7 protein-coding genes and 1 riboswitch are annotated in these 15,160 nt (G+C 66.4%); of the genes, 4 read left to right on the forward strand and 3 right to left on the reverse strand.

The genetic code is table 11. The features are described from left to right. Nucleotides 1–144: 144 nt before the first annotated feature. Together J3R73_RS19150 and J3R73_RS19155 are read right to left on the reverse strand one after the other, a co-directional pair. On the reverse strand, nt 145–1,350 hold the full coding sequence (locus tag J3R73_RS19150; protein WP_307430389.1) for a porin: 1,206 nt from the start codon (nt 1,348–1,350) through the stop codon (nt 145–147). Between the two features lie 353 nt (nt 1,351–1,703). After that, nucleotides 1,704–3,344: a fumarate hydratase gene (locus J3R73_RS19155; protein WP_307430393.1), complete on the reverse strand. Its 1,641-nt coding sequence runs from the start codon at nt 3,342–3,344 to the stop codon at nt 1,704–1,706. Nucleotides 3,345–3,568: 224 nt separating this feature from the next. Beyond that, a riboswitch (cobalamin riboswitch) is annotated at nt 3,569–3,773 on the forward strand. Nucleotides 3,774–3,895: 122 nt separating this feature from the next. Here J3R73_RS19155 and J3R73_RS19160 point away from each other — a divergent pair. The 3 genes from J3R73_RS19160 to metH all read left to right on the forward strand — a co-directional run bounded on the left by J3R73_RS19160 (nt 3,896) and on the right by metH (nt 10,303). Then, nucleotides 3,896–5,140: an aromatic ring-hydroxylating oxygenase subunit alpha gene (locus J3R73_RS19160; RefSeq protein ID WP_307430396.1), complete on the forward strand. Its 1,245-nt coding sequence runs from the start codon at nt 3,896–3,898 to the stop codon at nt 5,138–5,140. Nucleotides 5,141–5,147: 7 nt separating this feature from the next. Next, a complete protein-coding gene (locus tag J3R73_RS19165) occupies nt 5,148–6,227 on the forward strand; it encodes an FAD-binding oxidoreductase (protein ID WP_307430400.1) in 1,080 nt (359 codons plus the stop codon). 305 nt (nt 6,228–6,532) lie between these two features. Continuing rightward, entirely contained in the window at nt 6,533–10,303 is a 3,771-nt protein-coding gene (metH, locus tag J3R73_RS19170) for a methionine synthase (RefSeq protein WP_307430403.1), read from the forward strand. A gap of 217 nt (nt 10,304–10,520) precedes the next feature. Here the strand turns inward: metH and cckA are convergent, their stop codons facing one another. After that, complete coding sequence (cckA, locus tag J3R73_RS19175; protein ID WP_307430406.1) at nt 10,521–13,082, reverse strand: cell cycle histidine kinase CckA; 2,562 nt, start codon at nt 13,080–13,082, stop codon at nt 10,521–10,523. A 392-nt stretch (nt 13,083–13,474) separates the two neighbouring features. Between cckA and J3R73_RS19180 the strand changes: the two genes are divergently transcribed. After that, entirely contained in the window at nt 13,475–15,055 is a 1,581-nt protein-coding gene (locus J3R73_RS19180) for a hypothetical protein (protein ID WP_307430408.1), read from the forward strand. The last annotated feature ends 105 nt before the right edge of the window (nt 15,056–15,160 follow it).

Below are 15,160 nucleotides of genomic sequence, written 5' to 3' on the forward strand. Positions count from 1 at the left end.
GCACTCCTCTCGGGATTTTCCGAGCATCACATTGGCATTGGCCAATTAGAGCCAAGAGGACGGTATCCGCGATGGGTATTCCAACGGAAAACGCCGCGTCGGATGACGCGGCGTCTTCAGATTTGGGGATCGCGCGGTCGCGGATCAGAAGGTGCGGCGGATGCGGATGCCGGCGCCGATCGCGTGGGCATTCGGGCTCGTGCCTTCCGGATCCTTGTTCTGGTACCAGGCTTCGGCACCGACGATGAAGCCCTTGACCATGGTGTAGTTCACCTGGCCGCCGATGACGTAGAAGTTGAAGTTGTCGCTGACCGCGGTGGCGATCGACGGCGCATCGTAGTTCAGGTAGCCGCCGAAGAGCACCGCCTGCAGGGCCGGGGTGATGTTCAGGCCGGCTTCGCCCTGGACGGTCCAGCCCTTGGAGAGGGCGAGGTCATGCGGCGCGAGCGGATTGCCATAGGCGTCGGCGCTGCCGGCGTTGAGGTACTTCATGGCGCCGTCGGCATAGCTCGCTTCCACTGCGATATAGGCGCCGGACATGATCGGGAAGTTCAAATTGCCGCCGATGCCGACCGCATAGCCATATTTGCTGTCATAGCCGACGGTCGACGGGTTGCTTTCATGCGAGGCGGCCATGATCTGGACGCGGCCCCAGTTCTTGTTGTCGTCGTAACCGATGACGCCGACGACATCGGGAACCGAGGAGCCGCCATAGGCCAGCGTGTCGCTGACGGAGTTGACGGTCGCCGAGCCGAAGGTGCTCGTCGAACGGTTGGAGACGGGATCTTCGACCGACAGGGCGCCCCAGAACTTGCCGAACTGGGCCGTGTAGCTCAGCAATTCCCGCCGGTCATGTTCGCCGAAATAGGGGGCGAAGAACTCGGCCTGGTAGTACTGCTCGTAGAAGGAATAGGGCGACCACGCATAGCCGGCCGTCAGGCCGCCGAACTGGATATAGGCGCGGCGGACACTGAGGAAGTTCGTGCCGGTGGTGCCGTTCTGAGTCGTGCCGAGGGAGTTGGTGTCGGCCTGAAGTTCCAGGAACGAACGCAGGATGCCGTAGTCGGTCTGGGTACGGGCATCGAAGCGGATACGTGTCTGCGAGCGGAACGTGGTGACGTTGCTCTTCCGGGTCGACGGCTCGGTGTAGAAATAGTCGGCGCGGATCTGGCCCGAGATCTGCAGGCAGGTGTCGGTGCCGGGAATGTAGAAGAAGCCCGGGCCGAAGGCCGAGCATACTTTCACATATTCCACGGCTTCGGACTTGGCCATCGGCAGGTCGGCAGCCGACGCGGCGCCCAAGGACACCAGACCTGCGGCAAAGCCCAGAAGAATAGATTTGATTGTCATCAAGACCCCCTAATAACGTTAAACATACAACTCGATCTGGCGATGATACCGCCAAGAATAAGTCTATGTTCCTTCACCGCAACAGCGAGGATGGGGCAATCTGTTGCCGCCCAAATCGGTGCTGCGTTGCAGTACGATTGGTCTCGGACAGACGGGGTCGAATAACAATGGCAAGCTGTGTCATGCTTCCGACACAATCGGCCTTTGTCCATGACTGTGATAAATTTAGCACATGCGGCCGATGGCCCGCCGCGACAGGCTGCGGCGGGTCCGCTTCGGGACTCGCGCGGGGGGTGGCGTTCCGGCCGAAGGGCGGTGCCGGCGGGGCACCGCAGCGGGCTACGAGGCCGCTCTTAGCCCAGATTGAGTTCCTTGAAGAAGTCGTTGCCCTTGTCATCGATGACGATGAAGGCGGGGAAATCCTCGACCTCGATGCGCCACACCGCCTCCATGCCGAGCTCGGGATATTCGAGGACCTCGACCTTTCGGATGCAGTCCTGCGCGAGGCGCGCGGCAGGCCCGCCGATCGAACCGAGATAGAAACCGCCATGCTTGGCGCAGGCCTCGCGGACCTGGGCCGAGCGGTTGCCCTTGGCGAGCATGATCATCGAGCCGCCGGCGGCCTGGAAGGCATCGACATAGCCGTCCATGCGCCCAGCGGTGGTCGGCCCGAACGAGCCCGAGGCGTAGCCGGCCGGGGTCTTGGCCGGGCCGGCATAATAGACCGGATGATTCTTCATGTAGTCGGGCAGCCCCCCGCCCGCTTCGAGCCGCTCGCGCAGCTTGGCGTGGGCGAGGTCGCGCGCCACGATCACCGGACCGGTGAGGGACACCCGGGTCTTGATCGGGTGGCGCGACAGCGATTCGAGGATCTGCGGCATCGGCTGGTTGAGGTCGATGCGCACCACCGGTCCGCCGAGCCGGCTCTCGTCGATCTCGGGCAGGAAACGGGCGGGATTGTGCTCCAATTCCTCGAGGAAGACGCCCTCGCGGGTGATCTTGCCGAGGGCCTGCCTGTCGGCGGAGCAGGACACGCCAAGCCCGATCGGCAGGCTGGCGCCGTGGCGCGGCAGCCGGATCACCCGGACGTCGTGGCAGAAATACTTGCCGCCGAACTGGGCGCCGACGCCGAGCGACTGGGTGAGCTTGTGCACCTCGCGCTCCATCTCCAGGTCGCGGAAGGCGTGGCCGCTCTCGGAGCCCTGCGTCGGCAGCGTGTCGAGATAGCGGGCCGAGGCGAGCTTCACCGCCTTCAGCGTCAGTTCCGCCGAGGTTCCGCCGATCACCACCGCGAGGTGGTAGGGCGGACAGGCCGCGGTTCCCAGCGTGAGGATCTTCTCCTTCAGGAAGGCGATCAGCCGGTCCTTCGACAGGATCGACGGCGTCGCCTGGTAGAGGAAGGTCTTGTTGGCCGAGCCGCCGCCCTTGGCGACGAACAGGAACTTGTAGGCGTCCTCCCCTTCCGCCGAGATGTCGATCTGCGCCGGCAGGTTGGTCTTGGTGTTCTTCTCCTCGAACATCGAGAGCGGCGCGAGCTGGGAATAGCGCAGGTTCTTCTTCTCGTAAGCGTCGCGGATGCCCTGGGCGATGGCGCCTTCGTCCTCGCCCTCGGTCCAGACCCTGCGGCCCTTCTTGCCCATCACGATCGCCGTGCCGGTGTCCTGGCACATCGGCAGCACGCCGCCGGCGGCGATGTTGGCGTTCTTGAGGAGATCATAGGCGACGAAGCGGTCGTTGTCGGTGGCTTCCGCATCCTCGAGGATGTTGCGCAGCTGCTGCAGGTGGCCCGGGCGCAGGAGATGGTTGATGTCGGCGAAGGCCTGCTCGGCCAGCAGCCGCATCGCCTCGCCGTCGACGGAAAGGATCTCCCGCCCGCCGACGGTCTCCACCTTCACCCCCTCCCCCGTCAGCTTGCGATAGGGCGTCTCGTCCGGCCCCAGCGGAAACAGCGGCACATGCGGATAGGCGGAGGCGGAAAGGGAATCGGCGGGCATGAGGGAAAGGCTCCGGCAGGTCATCGACATCAGGGCGGTTCCAAACTGCCCATCGCGCCATGATGTAATCGCTATCGGCCTCCCTGCCTATAGGAGCATCGGCCTCGGGCGCGGGCATTTCCGCGCCGGCCGCGCCCGCGGGGAAGGCGCGGGTCCCGTCCCCCGATGTCCTGAAAGCACCATGATAGGTCGGTTCATCTCTAGCCGGTAGCGCCGGGCGGTGTAATCTCCGGCCAGTTCGAGGTGCCGGTCCGACCTGGGAGGAGGACCGGAGAATTGGGAAGCCGGTTTCAAGCCGGCACTGCCCCCGCAACGGTAGAGGAGTTCGGACGCGGCAAAGGCCACTGGGTCGAGGGACCCGGGAAGGCGCCGCTCCACGTCGAGGGACCGCTCCTGAGTCCGGAAACCAGCCTTGAACCGAAGCCGATGGATCGCGGTGGGCGATCCGGAAGGAGGAAGTGCGGCAGAGCGCCCCGGGCGCAAAGGCTCGCGTTCCGCTTTCGCCGTCCGCCGTGCCGTCAAAAGCAAAGATGGTCACGTGGGACTTTGACATGAATGCGCATCACGAGATGCTGGGCCGGCTCCGGAGCCATCGCGCCGGCTTCAGCCTGAGCCGGAAATTCTATACGGACGACGACTATTTCCGCCTCGATCTCGAGCATATCTGGTATCGGCAATGGCTCTTCGTCGGCCATGACTGCGAGCTGGCCAAGCCGGGCAGCTACCTGACCGTGCAGATCGGCGACTATCCCGTCATCGTGCTGCGGTCGGGCGACGGCTCGATTCGAGCCTTCCACAATTCGTGCCGCCACCGCGGCTCGCGCCTGTGCTCGGCGGCGCATGGCACGGTCGCCAAGCTCGTATGCCCCTACCACCAATGGACTTACGAACTCGACGGCAGGCTGCTGTTCGCCCGCGACATGGGAGCGGGCTTCGACGCCGCGCAATACGGCCTGAAGCCGGTCCATTGCGAAAGCGTGGGTGGCTATGTCTGGATCTGCCTCGCAGCCGAGGCGCCCGATTTCGAGGCGTTCCGCGCCCTGGCGCTGCCCTATCTCGCCCCGCATCGCCTGAAGGACACCAAGGTCGCCTTCGAAAGCACGATCGTGGAAAAGGGCAACTGGAAGCTCGTGTGGGAAAACAACCGCGAATGCTACCACTGCGCCGGCAATCACCCCGAACTCTGCCGCACCTTCCCGGAGGCTCCCACCGTCAGCGGCGTGCAGGGCGCCAAGGACGATCCCCTGATCGCGGCCCATTGGGACCGCTGCGAGGAAGCCGGCCTGCCGAGCCTGTTCAGGATTTCCGACAGCGGCCAATATCGGACGGCGCGCATGCCGCTGCTCCGCAACGCCGTGAGCTACACCATGTCCGGCAAGGCCGCGGTGAAGAAGCCGCTCAGCGCCTCGGTTGAGGAAGACAATATCGGCACCCTCCTGCTCTTCCACTATCCCAGCACCTGGAACCACGTGCTGGGGGATCACGCCGTGAGCTTCCGTGTCACGCCGATCGGCCCGAGGGAGACGCAGGTCACCACCAAATGGCTGGTGCACAAGGACGCGGTCGAAGGCGTCGACTACACGATCGACGAGCTCACCCATGTGTGGACCGAAACCAACGACCAGGATCGCCGCATCGTCGAGGAAAACCAGCTGGGCATCCTCTCCCCCGCCTATGAGCCGGGGCCCTATGCCCCCGACCATGAAGGCGGCGTGATGCAGTTCGTCGAATGGTATTGCAACGTCATGGAGCGCTCGCTCGGCGGCGATCCCGTGGCCCTGCGCAGCGTGGCCTGAGGCGGAGATGGCCACGCAGACCCTCTACAGGCATCTCGACGAAGCCCGGCCATGGAGCGACCGCGCCGGGCAGCTCGAATGCGTCGCCGTGATGCATGAAGGCCGCGACGTCGCGACCTTCACCTTCCGTGCCCCCGACGACAGCTGGTTCCGCTACGAACCCGGCCAGTTCGTCACGCTGGAACTGCCGACGGCGGAAGGGCCGGTGCTGCGCACCTACACGCTGTCGTCCAGCCCCTCGCGCCCGCTCTCGATCAGCGTCACCGCCAAGGCCCAGGCCACCAGCGTCGGCACGCGCTGGATGCTGGAGAACCTCAAGCCGGGCACGCGCCTCAAGGCACACGGGCCGGCGGGCCAGTTCACGTTCCACCGCCACCCGGCGGAACGCTATCTCTTCATCTCCGCGGGATCGGGCATCACGCCGATGATGTCGATGACGCGCTTTGCCGAAGATCACGGCAGCGCCGTCGACATCGCCTTCGTCAACTGCGCGAGAAGGCCGTCCGACATCATCTTCCGCCACGAGCTCGAGCGGATGGCGGGACGCATGCGGCACCTCAGACTGGCCTGGATCGTCGAGGAGAGCGATCCGGGGGAGGCCTGGACAGGGTTCCGCGGGCGCCTCAATGCGCCGGCGCTGCGCCTGATCGCACCGGACTTCCGCGAGCGCGAGATCTTCTGCTGCGGCCCCGCCCCCTTCATGGCCGCGGTGAAGGACATGCTGGAGGCGAATGGCTGCGACATGCGCCGCTATCACGAGGAGAGCTTCCATCCGCCGGAACCAGACGCCCTCGCGGCCGGCGGCGAGCCGGCCGACGGCGCGGCGCAGGGCAGCGTCGCCTTCGTGCAGTCGGGCATCGAAGTGCCGGCGACCGGCGGGGAGACCATCCTCCAGCTCGCCAGAAGCGCCGGGCTCAACATACCCACCGGCTGTACCATGGGCCTGTGCGGCACCTGCAAGGTGCAACGCCTCTCGGGGGACGTGGCGATGGCGCATCAGGGCGGCATACGCGAGGAGGAGATCGACGCCGGGCTGATCCTCGCCTGCTGCAGCCGCCCGCTCGGGCGCGTCGAGATCGAAGCCTGACCGGCCGACGACGATGCCCGCGCCGGCAGACCGGCGCGGGGCGACTTCATCGTCCATCCGCGCGCCCGTCTGGCTTCTGTCGCGCCCGCGCCGGGCCTGCCCGGCAGCGAGCGAGCGCGGGTGCGCGCCCGCGCATTGTCCGGCCGGCAGCGCGTGGTGACAGCGACGACACAGGGGTCGGCGTCCTCAGATCAATCACCGGAGGGGGTGGCCGGCATCAGCCGGCACGATAATCGTTGCACTGGGCACGCTTGCAGCTATGATATAAGGATATCTTGATATCACTATATCGTTATAGGCGCAGAATGAACGTTCTCGTAGAGGCCTTGTTCGACTCAGCCGCTCCCGACGTCAGGACCGAGGATGTCCAAGCGGCCCTCGCTGCGGCGGCCCGCGAGCGCATCCTCATTCTCGACGGTGCGATGGGCACCCAGATCCAGGGCCTCGGCTTCACCGAGAGCCACTTCCGCGGCGAGCGCTTCGCCGGTTGCGAGTGCCATCTCCAGGGCAACAACGACCTGCTGACGCTGACGCAGCCGGCCGCGATCGAGGCCATCCACTACGCCTATGCGATGGCCGGCGCCGACATCCTGGAAACCAACACCTTCTCCTCCACCTCCATCGCCCAGGCCGATTACGGCATGGAGGCGATGGTCTACGACCTCAACCGGGACGGCGCCCGCCTCGCCCGCCGGGCTGCCGTCAGGGCCGAACAGCAGGACGGGCGCCGCCGCTTCGTCGCAGGCGCGCTCGGCCCCACCAACCGCACGGCCTCGATGTCGCCGGACGTGAACAATCCGGGCTACCGCGCCGTCTCGTTCGACGACCTGCGCATCGCCTATGCGGAGCAGATCCGCGGGCTGATCGACGGCGGCGCCGACATCATCCTCATCGAGACGATTTTCGACACACTCAACGCCAAGGCCGCGATCTTCGCCTGCGAAGCGGTCTTCGAGGCGATGGGCATAAGGCTGCCGGTGATGATCTCCGGCACGATCACCGATCTCTCGGGCCGAACGCTGTCCGGCCAGACGCCGACGGCGTTCTGGCATTCGGTCCGCCATGCGCGGCCCTTCACCATCGGCCTCAATTGCGCGCTCGGCGCCAATGCCATGCGCGCCCATCTCGCCGAAATCTCCGGCGTGGCCGACACCTTCGTCTGCGCCTATCCGAATGCCGGCCTGCCCAACGAATTCGGCCAGTACGATGAAAGCCCGGAAGCCATGGCAGCCCAGATCGAGGGCTTCGCGCGGGACGGGCTGGTCAATGTCGTGGGCGGCTGCTGCGGCTCGACGCCGGAGCACATCCGCGCCATCGCCGAGGCGGTCGGGCGCCACAAGCCGAGGCCCCTGCCCGAGATCCCGCCGCTGATGAGGCTGTCGGGGCTGGAGCCTTTCACCCTCGGCAGCGAGATCCCCTTCGTCAATGTGGGCGAGCGCACCAACGTCACCGGCTCGGCCAAATTCAGGAAATTGATCACCGCCGGCGACTATACGGCCGCGCTCGACGTGGCGCGCGACCAGGTCGCCAACGGCGCCCAGATCATCGACATCAACATGGACGAGGGGCTGATCGATTCCGAACGGGCGATGGTCGAGTTCCTCAACCTCATCGCGGCCGAGCCGGATATCGCACGCGTGCCGGTGATGATCGATTCCTCGAAATTCTCCATCATCGAGGCCGGGCTGAAATGCGTGCAGGGCAAGCCGCTCGTCAATTCGATCTCGATGAAGGAGGGCGAGGCCGCCTTCCTCCACCAGGCCCGGCTGGTGCGCGCCTATGGCGCGGCCGTGGTGGTGATGGCCTTCGACGAGGACGGCCAGGCCGACACGCTGGAGCGCAAGGTCTCCATCTGCACCCGCGCCTATCGCCTGCTGACCGAGGAGGCCGGCTTCCCGCCCGAGGATATCGTCTTCGATCCCAACATCTTCGCCGTCGCCACCGGCATCGAGGAGCATAGCGGCTATGGCGTCGCCTTCATCGAGGCGACGCGGCGGATCCGGGCCACCCTTCCGCACGCCCATATCTCGGGCGGCGTCTCCAACCTCTCCTTCTCGTTCCGGGGCAACGAGCCGGTGCGCGAGGCCATGCACGCGGTCTTCCTCTATCACGCCATCCAGGCCGGCATGGACATGGGCATCGTCAATGCCGGCCAGCTCGCCGTCTACGAATCGATCGATCCCGAATTGCGGGAAGCCTGCGAGGACGTCGTCCTCAACCGCAGGGACGACGGCACCGAACGGCTCCTGACGCTGGCGGAACGCTTCAAGGGTACCGCCGGCCGCGAAGCCAAGGCTCAGGACCTCGCCTGGCGCGAATGGCCGGTGGAAAAGCGCCTGGCGCATGCGCTCGTCAACGGCATCACCGAACATATCGATGCGGATACCGAGGAGGCCCGGCTCAAGGCGGAGCGCCCGCTCCACGTCATCGAGGGCCCGCTGATGGCGGGCATGAACGTCGTCGGCGACCTTTTCGGCGCCGGCAAGATGTTCCTGCCGCAGGTCGTCAAGTCGGCCCGGGTCATGAAGCAGGCGGTAGCGCGGCTGCTGCCCTATATGGAGGCCGAGAAGGCCGCCGGCGGCGGCGGTAGCGGGCGGCAGAGCGCCGGCACGGTGCTGATGGCGACCGTCAAGGGCGACGTCCACGACATCGGCAAGAACATCGTCGGCGTGGTGCTCGCCTGCAACAATTACGACATCATCGATCTCGGCGTCATGGTTCCGGCGGCGAAGATCCTGCAGACGGCGAGGGAGCGAAAAGTCGACATCATCGGCCTGTCCGGCCTGATCACACCCTCGCTCGACGAGATGGCGCATGTCGCCGCCGAGATGGAGCGGGAGGGCTTCGACATCCCACTCCTCATCGGCGGGGCGACGACCAGCCGCGTCCACACCGCCGTGAAGATCCATCCGCGCTACAATCGCGGGCAGGCGGTCTATGTCAACGACGCCAGCCGCGCCGTGGGGGTGGTCTCCAGCCTGCTGTCATCCTCGATGCGGGACGGCTACATCGACACGGTTCGCGCCGAATACGGCAAGGTGGCGGCGTCCCATGCCCGCAGCGAGGCCGAGAAGCTGCGCCTGCCGATCGCCAGGGCCCGCGCCAACGCCCACAGGGCGGACTGGGCCAATTATGAACCGCCCGTCCCCTCCTTCCTCGGCACGCGCGTGTTCGAGAGCTACGACCTCGCCGAGCTCGCCGCCTATATCGACTGGACACCCTTCTTCCAGACCTGGGAACTGAAGGGGCGCTACCCGGCCATCCTCGACGACGAGAAGCAGGGCAAGGCGGCACGCCAGCTCTTCGACGACGCGCAGGCGATGCTCGCCAGGATCATCGCCGAAAACTGGTTCCATCCGCGCGCCGTGATCGGCTTCTGGCCCGCCAGCGCCGTCGGCGACGACATCCGCCTGTTCTCCGGCGACGATCGCGGGGAGGTGCTCGCGTCCTTGTTCACCCTGCGCCAGCAGCTCGCGCGGCGCGACGGGCGGCCGAACCTCGCCCTGTCCGATTTCGTCGCGCCGGCCGGCAGCGGCAAAGCGGACTATCTCGGCGGCTTCGTGGTCACCGCCGGCATGGAGGAGCAAGCCATCGCCGATCGTTTCGCCCGCGCCAATGACGATTATGCGGCGATCATGGTCAAGGCGCTGGCGGACCGCTTCGCGGAAGCCTTCGCCGAGGCGATGCATCGGCGCGTGCGCCGTGAGTTCTGGGGTTATGCGGCGGACGAGGCTCTGGCGCCTTCCGAACTCGTCGGGGAGGCCTATCGCGGCATCCGCCCGGCCCCGGGCTATCCGGCCCAGCCGGACCACACCGAAAAGGCCACGCTGTTCCGCCTGCTCGACGCCGAACGCCGCATCGGCGTGCGCCTGACCGAGAGCTATGCGATGTGGCCCGGCTCATCCGTTTCGGGCCTATATTTCGCGCATCCGGATGCGCATTATTTCGGGGTGTCGAAGATCGAGCGCGACCAGGTCGAGGATTACGCGGCGCGCAAGGCGATGACGGTCCGGGAGGTCGAGCGCTGGCTCTCCCCGATCCTCAACTACGTACCCGCCAGCGAGGCCGCGGAGTAGGTCTTCCCGCGACAGCGCCCTACCGGGTGCGCCGAGGGAGCCTCGATCACCGACCGGCCTCTTCGCCACGCGGCAGACACGAAGTTACCGGGAGGTAAATTGCTATTCCATCGAATCGCAATTTACCTCCATCTTATTGTTTCGGCTTGCTTTCTTCACCGAAAAGCCGATCGGCTCTTCTGGAAAATGCCGTCGCGATCGGCAAGCGCGCGGCGCGCTACGGCCCCATGTTCGATTTCACCGCCTCGACCAGCTGCTTCATCGAGAACGGCTTGGGCAGGAACGCGAACTCCTCGCCCTCGGGCATGTTCTTGGCGAAGGCCTCCTCGGCATAGCCCGAGACGAAGATGATGCGCGTCGTCGAATTGCGCTTGCGCAGTTCCTTCAGAAGGGTCGGCCCGTCCATTTCCGGCATGACGACGTCCGATACCACGAGATCGATCTTGCCGCCCGCATCCTCCATCGCCTGCAGGGCCTCGATGCCGGAACCGGCCTCGATCACCTCGAAGCCGCGGGCAACCAGGGTGCGGGCAGACAAGGCGCGCAGGGCTTCCTCGTCCTCGACGAGGAGGATGCGCCCGCGACCGGTGAGGTCCGTCATCTCCTTGGCCTTGGCGGCGCCCGCCCCCGGGGCGGCTGCGGCGGTGTCGGCCTCGGCCTGGACCGATGCCTTGGCGGTCTCGGTCAGGCGCGGCAGGAAGATCTGGAAGAGCGTGCCCTTCCCTTCGACCGAATGCACCAGGATCGAGCCGCCGGTCTGCTTGACGATGCCGTAGACGGTGGAGAGGCCGAGGCCCGTGCCCTTGCCGACATCCTTGGTGGTGAAGAAGGGTTCGAAGATCTTGTCGAGAATGGCGGTCGGGATGCCGCTGCCATTGTCCTCGACCTCCACCACCACATAGTCGGCGGGCGGCAGATCGCTCCGGTCCATCGCGCTCGCTTCGGAAATCGGCACGTTGCGCGTGCGGATGATGACCTTGCCGCCGTCGGGCATCGCATCGCGCGCGTTGACGGTGAGGTTCATCACCACCTGCTCGAACTGGTTGACGTCGACCTTGACAGGCCACAGGTCGCGGCCGTGCACGACGTCGAGCGCCACCTTCTCCCCCAGCAGGCGCCGCAGCAGCATCGAAAGGTCGGAGACCGCCTCGTTGAGATCCAGCACTTGCGGACGCAGCGTCTGCCGGCGCGAGAACGCCAGGAGCTGGCGCACGAGGTTGGCGGCCCGGTTGGCGTTGCTCTTGATCGACATGATGTCCTGGAAGGCGGGGTCCCCCGGCTTGTGGCTGCCGATGAGGAAGTCCGCCGCCAGCATGATGGCGCCGAGCACATTGTTGAAATCATGGGCGACGCCGCCGGCGAGCTGGCCGACGGCGTGCATCTTCTGGCTCTGGGTGAACTGCTCCTGCAGCGCACGCTGCTCGGTGGTGTCGATCACATAGACGATGGCCGCTTCCCTGTCGTTCTCGCCGCCGTCGACGGGCGCGAACCAGAAGCGGGCGGAACGGGTGCCCTGCCCGACGAGCGAGGCTTCCGCCGGATCGACGTCGCCGCGTCCGGCCATGGCCAGGCGGGCGAGCTTGGTGAGGCCCTCGCGGTCACGCTCGACCACGGTGTCCAGGAGCGAATGGCCGGCCGCCTCGCCCCGCAGCGAGCCCTTGAACAGGCGAAGGAAAGCGGCGTTCGTGCGAACGATCCGGGCGCCTTCGTCGACGGTCGCGATCGCCAGCGGCGAATTGTTGAAAAAGCGGGCGAAACGCACCTCGGCGGCGCGCAGGCCCTCGGAGACGTCGCCGCCCGGCCCGCGATAGATCACCAGCGTCCGCGACGGGCCGGAATGGCCGTCGGCAGCGAAGGCGATCTTGTGGAACAGGCGCACCGGCATGATGGTGCCGTTGCGCCGACGCAGGTCGACGTCGAAGATCTCCGTCCGCACGCTGCCGGGCTCGCCGGGCTGGGTCACCACCAGCGCACCGGCATTGTTGGGCACCACATCCGCCAACGTCAGCCCGCCGGTGCCGAACTGGGCGAGGTCATAGTCGAGCCAGCCCGCCAGCGTGGCGTTCATGTAGACGATCTCGCCGGAAGGATCGGCGGAGAAGAAGCCGGCCGGCGCATGGTCGAGATAGTCGATGGCGTGCTGCAATTCCTGGAATATGTTTTCCTGGCGTTCGCGTTCGCGCGTGATGTCGGCGACCGTCCACACGGTCTCGGCCGTTCCCGACGGGCGGGTCACGGGCCGCACCCGCACGCGATACCAGGAGGCGGTGCCGGCCGGCGGCGCCGAGGCGATGCGGAACTCCTCGGTCAGGCGCTGGCCGGCACGCGCCGCCTGCGCCAGCCGATAGGTCGCCTCCGACACGTCGGGGTCGCCCGTGAAGGCGCGTTCCACCGTGCGCATGTCCTGCTCGCCGACCGCACCCGTCAGGGTGAGATAGGCCGCGTTGGCGTAGATCACCCTCCCTTCACGGTTGGTGACGAGGATGCCCTCCGGCGAATCGTCGACGATCAGTTTCGTCAGATCGTTGCGCGCCACGGAGGTCTGGCCGAAATGCACGATGCCGACGACCCAGGCGAAAAGGCAGGACATGCCGACGGCGGCGAGAATGGCCAGCACGATGTAGCTCGCCATCGTTCCAGCCTTGGGCGGCAGCCACCACACCAGGGCGGAAAGGGCCAGAATCACGAGGGCGAGCAGGAGCACGCGGAGAATGCCGCTCGGCCGCTCGCTGCGATCGACAGCAACGCCGCGCGTCGCCGCGTCCTCGCCCTCTGCCATGATCAACCCCACCGCTCCGATGCAACAGCGATTCGCCAGCACGAACCCGATCCACGTTCAGCTGGACTAGCAGCACACCATTCAAAATGTGTTAACCTCGTTAGCCAAAAATATGTTGCTGTTTGCACTTGTCACATCAGTTCGTCGTTCAATTGCATCGGACCGCGATTCACTCGCAGCATCCATGCGGTAAAAACGTCGGCATGCCGCCTCGAATTGGGGGTATCGTCTGATTTTTAGGCGCGAACGGCAGGAATTAAGCGAATTTCGTGACATAGATGTTGATTCTTTGCCGCGAGCAGTTCTTTAGAAGCCGACAGGCAGGCCAAAGTGGTCGCATCTGGCGGTAAGGGTACAAGGACCTGGGGCGGTCTGGTTGAGGAAGCGTATCGATGGATTCTCTGAATTCCTGGCTGGGCACGCAGTTGCCATCTCTTTTTTGGTTGCTGATCAGTGCCGGGATTTTCTTCCTTCTGGTGGTCCTGTGCATGTATGCATGGCGCATCATCAGCAGGCCGCATGTCCGAAACACGGCTGGCCGCAACCGCCAGCCCCGGCTCGGGGTGCTCGATTCCTATTCGGTCGATCGCGTACGCCAGCTCGTGCTGGTGCGCCGCGACAATGTCGAACATCTCATCATGATCGGCGGGCCGAACGACCTCGTGGTCGAATCCGGGATCCTGAGGGGCCGCCCGCTGACCCGACCGGTGCCGCCCCCGTCTCTCGAACGCGCGCCCGGCTACGTCGCGGCGCCGCGGCAGGTCGAGGAGGATTTCGTGCGTCCGGCAGAGCCCGGTCCGCTCCCCGCCTCCAGGCCCGAACCCCAGCCGGACTATGAACCTCGTCCGGAGCCCGCCGCCGCGCCTCCTGCTCCTGCTCCTGCTCCTGCTCCCGCCGTCGCCGTTCAACCGGCGACCTCCAGGCTCCCGCTGGACTATGAGCCGATCCCCGCCTTCCTCCAGCGGGAGCTCGAGCCGGCCCCTTCGCAGGAACCTGCACCGGCGGAGGCCGTTGAGACGGCGCATATTTCCGAACCGGTCGCCCCCATGCGGCGTTCGGTGGTTCCGCCGCGCGGCCCCGGCTTCTTCCACCGCGCGACCTCGCGGTTCCCCAATTTCGGGCGACAGGCGCGCGGCACACCGCCCGCGCCCGAGCCGGAGAAACGGCCCGAGCCGATGACGGAGGAAGCCGATACTTCCGCCGTCGATACGGCGCATTTCGAGGAGCTTCTGGCCCAGCGCGTGCCGGCAGCCGCGCCGAGCGTCGAACCGCCCGAGGCTTCGTATGCCGTCGAGGAATCGTCGGAAACGACGTTCGAGCAGGAGCTGTTCGAGCAGGAACCGAACGAATTCGAACCCGAGGAAGAACGTAACGCCGAGGCGGCGGAGCGGGAACTGCCGCTGTTCGACTCGCCTCCCCCCCGCCTCACCCTCCCCGAAATCCGCCTCCCCGATCTCAAAATTCCCGGGTGGCGGCGTCCCGCCAGCGAAAATCAGCCGGCGGCCGAGCCACGCGCCTCCTTCGACGCCAGGCCCGAACCGCGAACGACGTTCGAGGTGAGGCCGGAGCCGAGAACCTCCTACGAAGGCAGGGCGGAGCCGCGTTTTTCGAGCGAGCCGAGCCAGGCTCCCGAGCCACGCCAGGCTCCCGAGCCTCGCCAAGCCCCTGAGCCACGCCAAGCCCCCGAGCTCCGCCCAGGCAGCCGGCTCGAGCCTCTCCTGGCGACGACGAACACGCCGGCCCGGCGCTATAGCGGCGAACAGCCCGCGGCGTCCCCGCCGCCGGCATCGCCTTCCCGCCCCGACGCGTTCCGCGTCGGCGACAGGGTGACGACGCCGACACGGCCGGCCGCAGCGGCCCCGCGGCCCGCTGCGCCCACGCCGCCCCCGCCGGAGCCGGAAGATCCTTTCGCGAGCCTGGAAGAGGAGATGGCCAATCTTCTCGGACGCAGCCGGGACGGCACCAAGCCGTAGCCCGACGGCACGAAGGGGCGGTTCCGATCCGCCCTTTCGCGTGTGAGGCTCGCCGGGCGAGCGCCCGCCCTGCGGCAGGTGGGAGGCCGCTCCCGTTCGATGTCC

The sequence above is a fragment of the Labrys monachus genome (assembly GCF_030814655.1).
GTDB lineage: Bacteria > Pseudomonadota > Alphaproteobacteria > Rhizobiales > Labraceae > Labrys > Labrys monacha.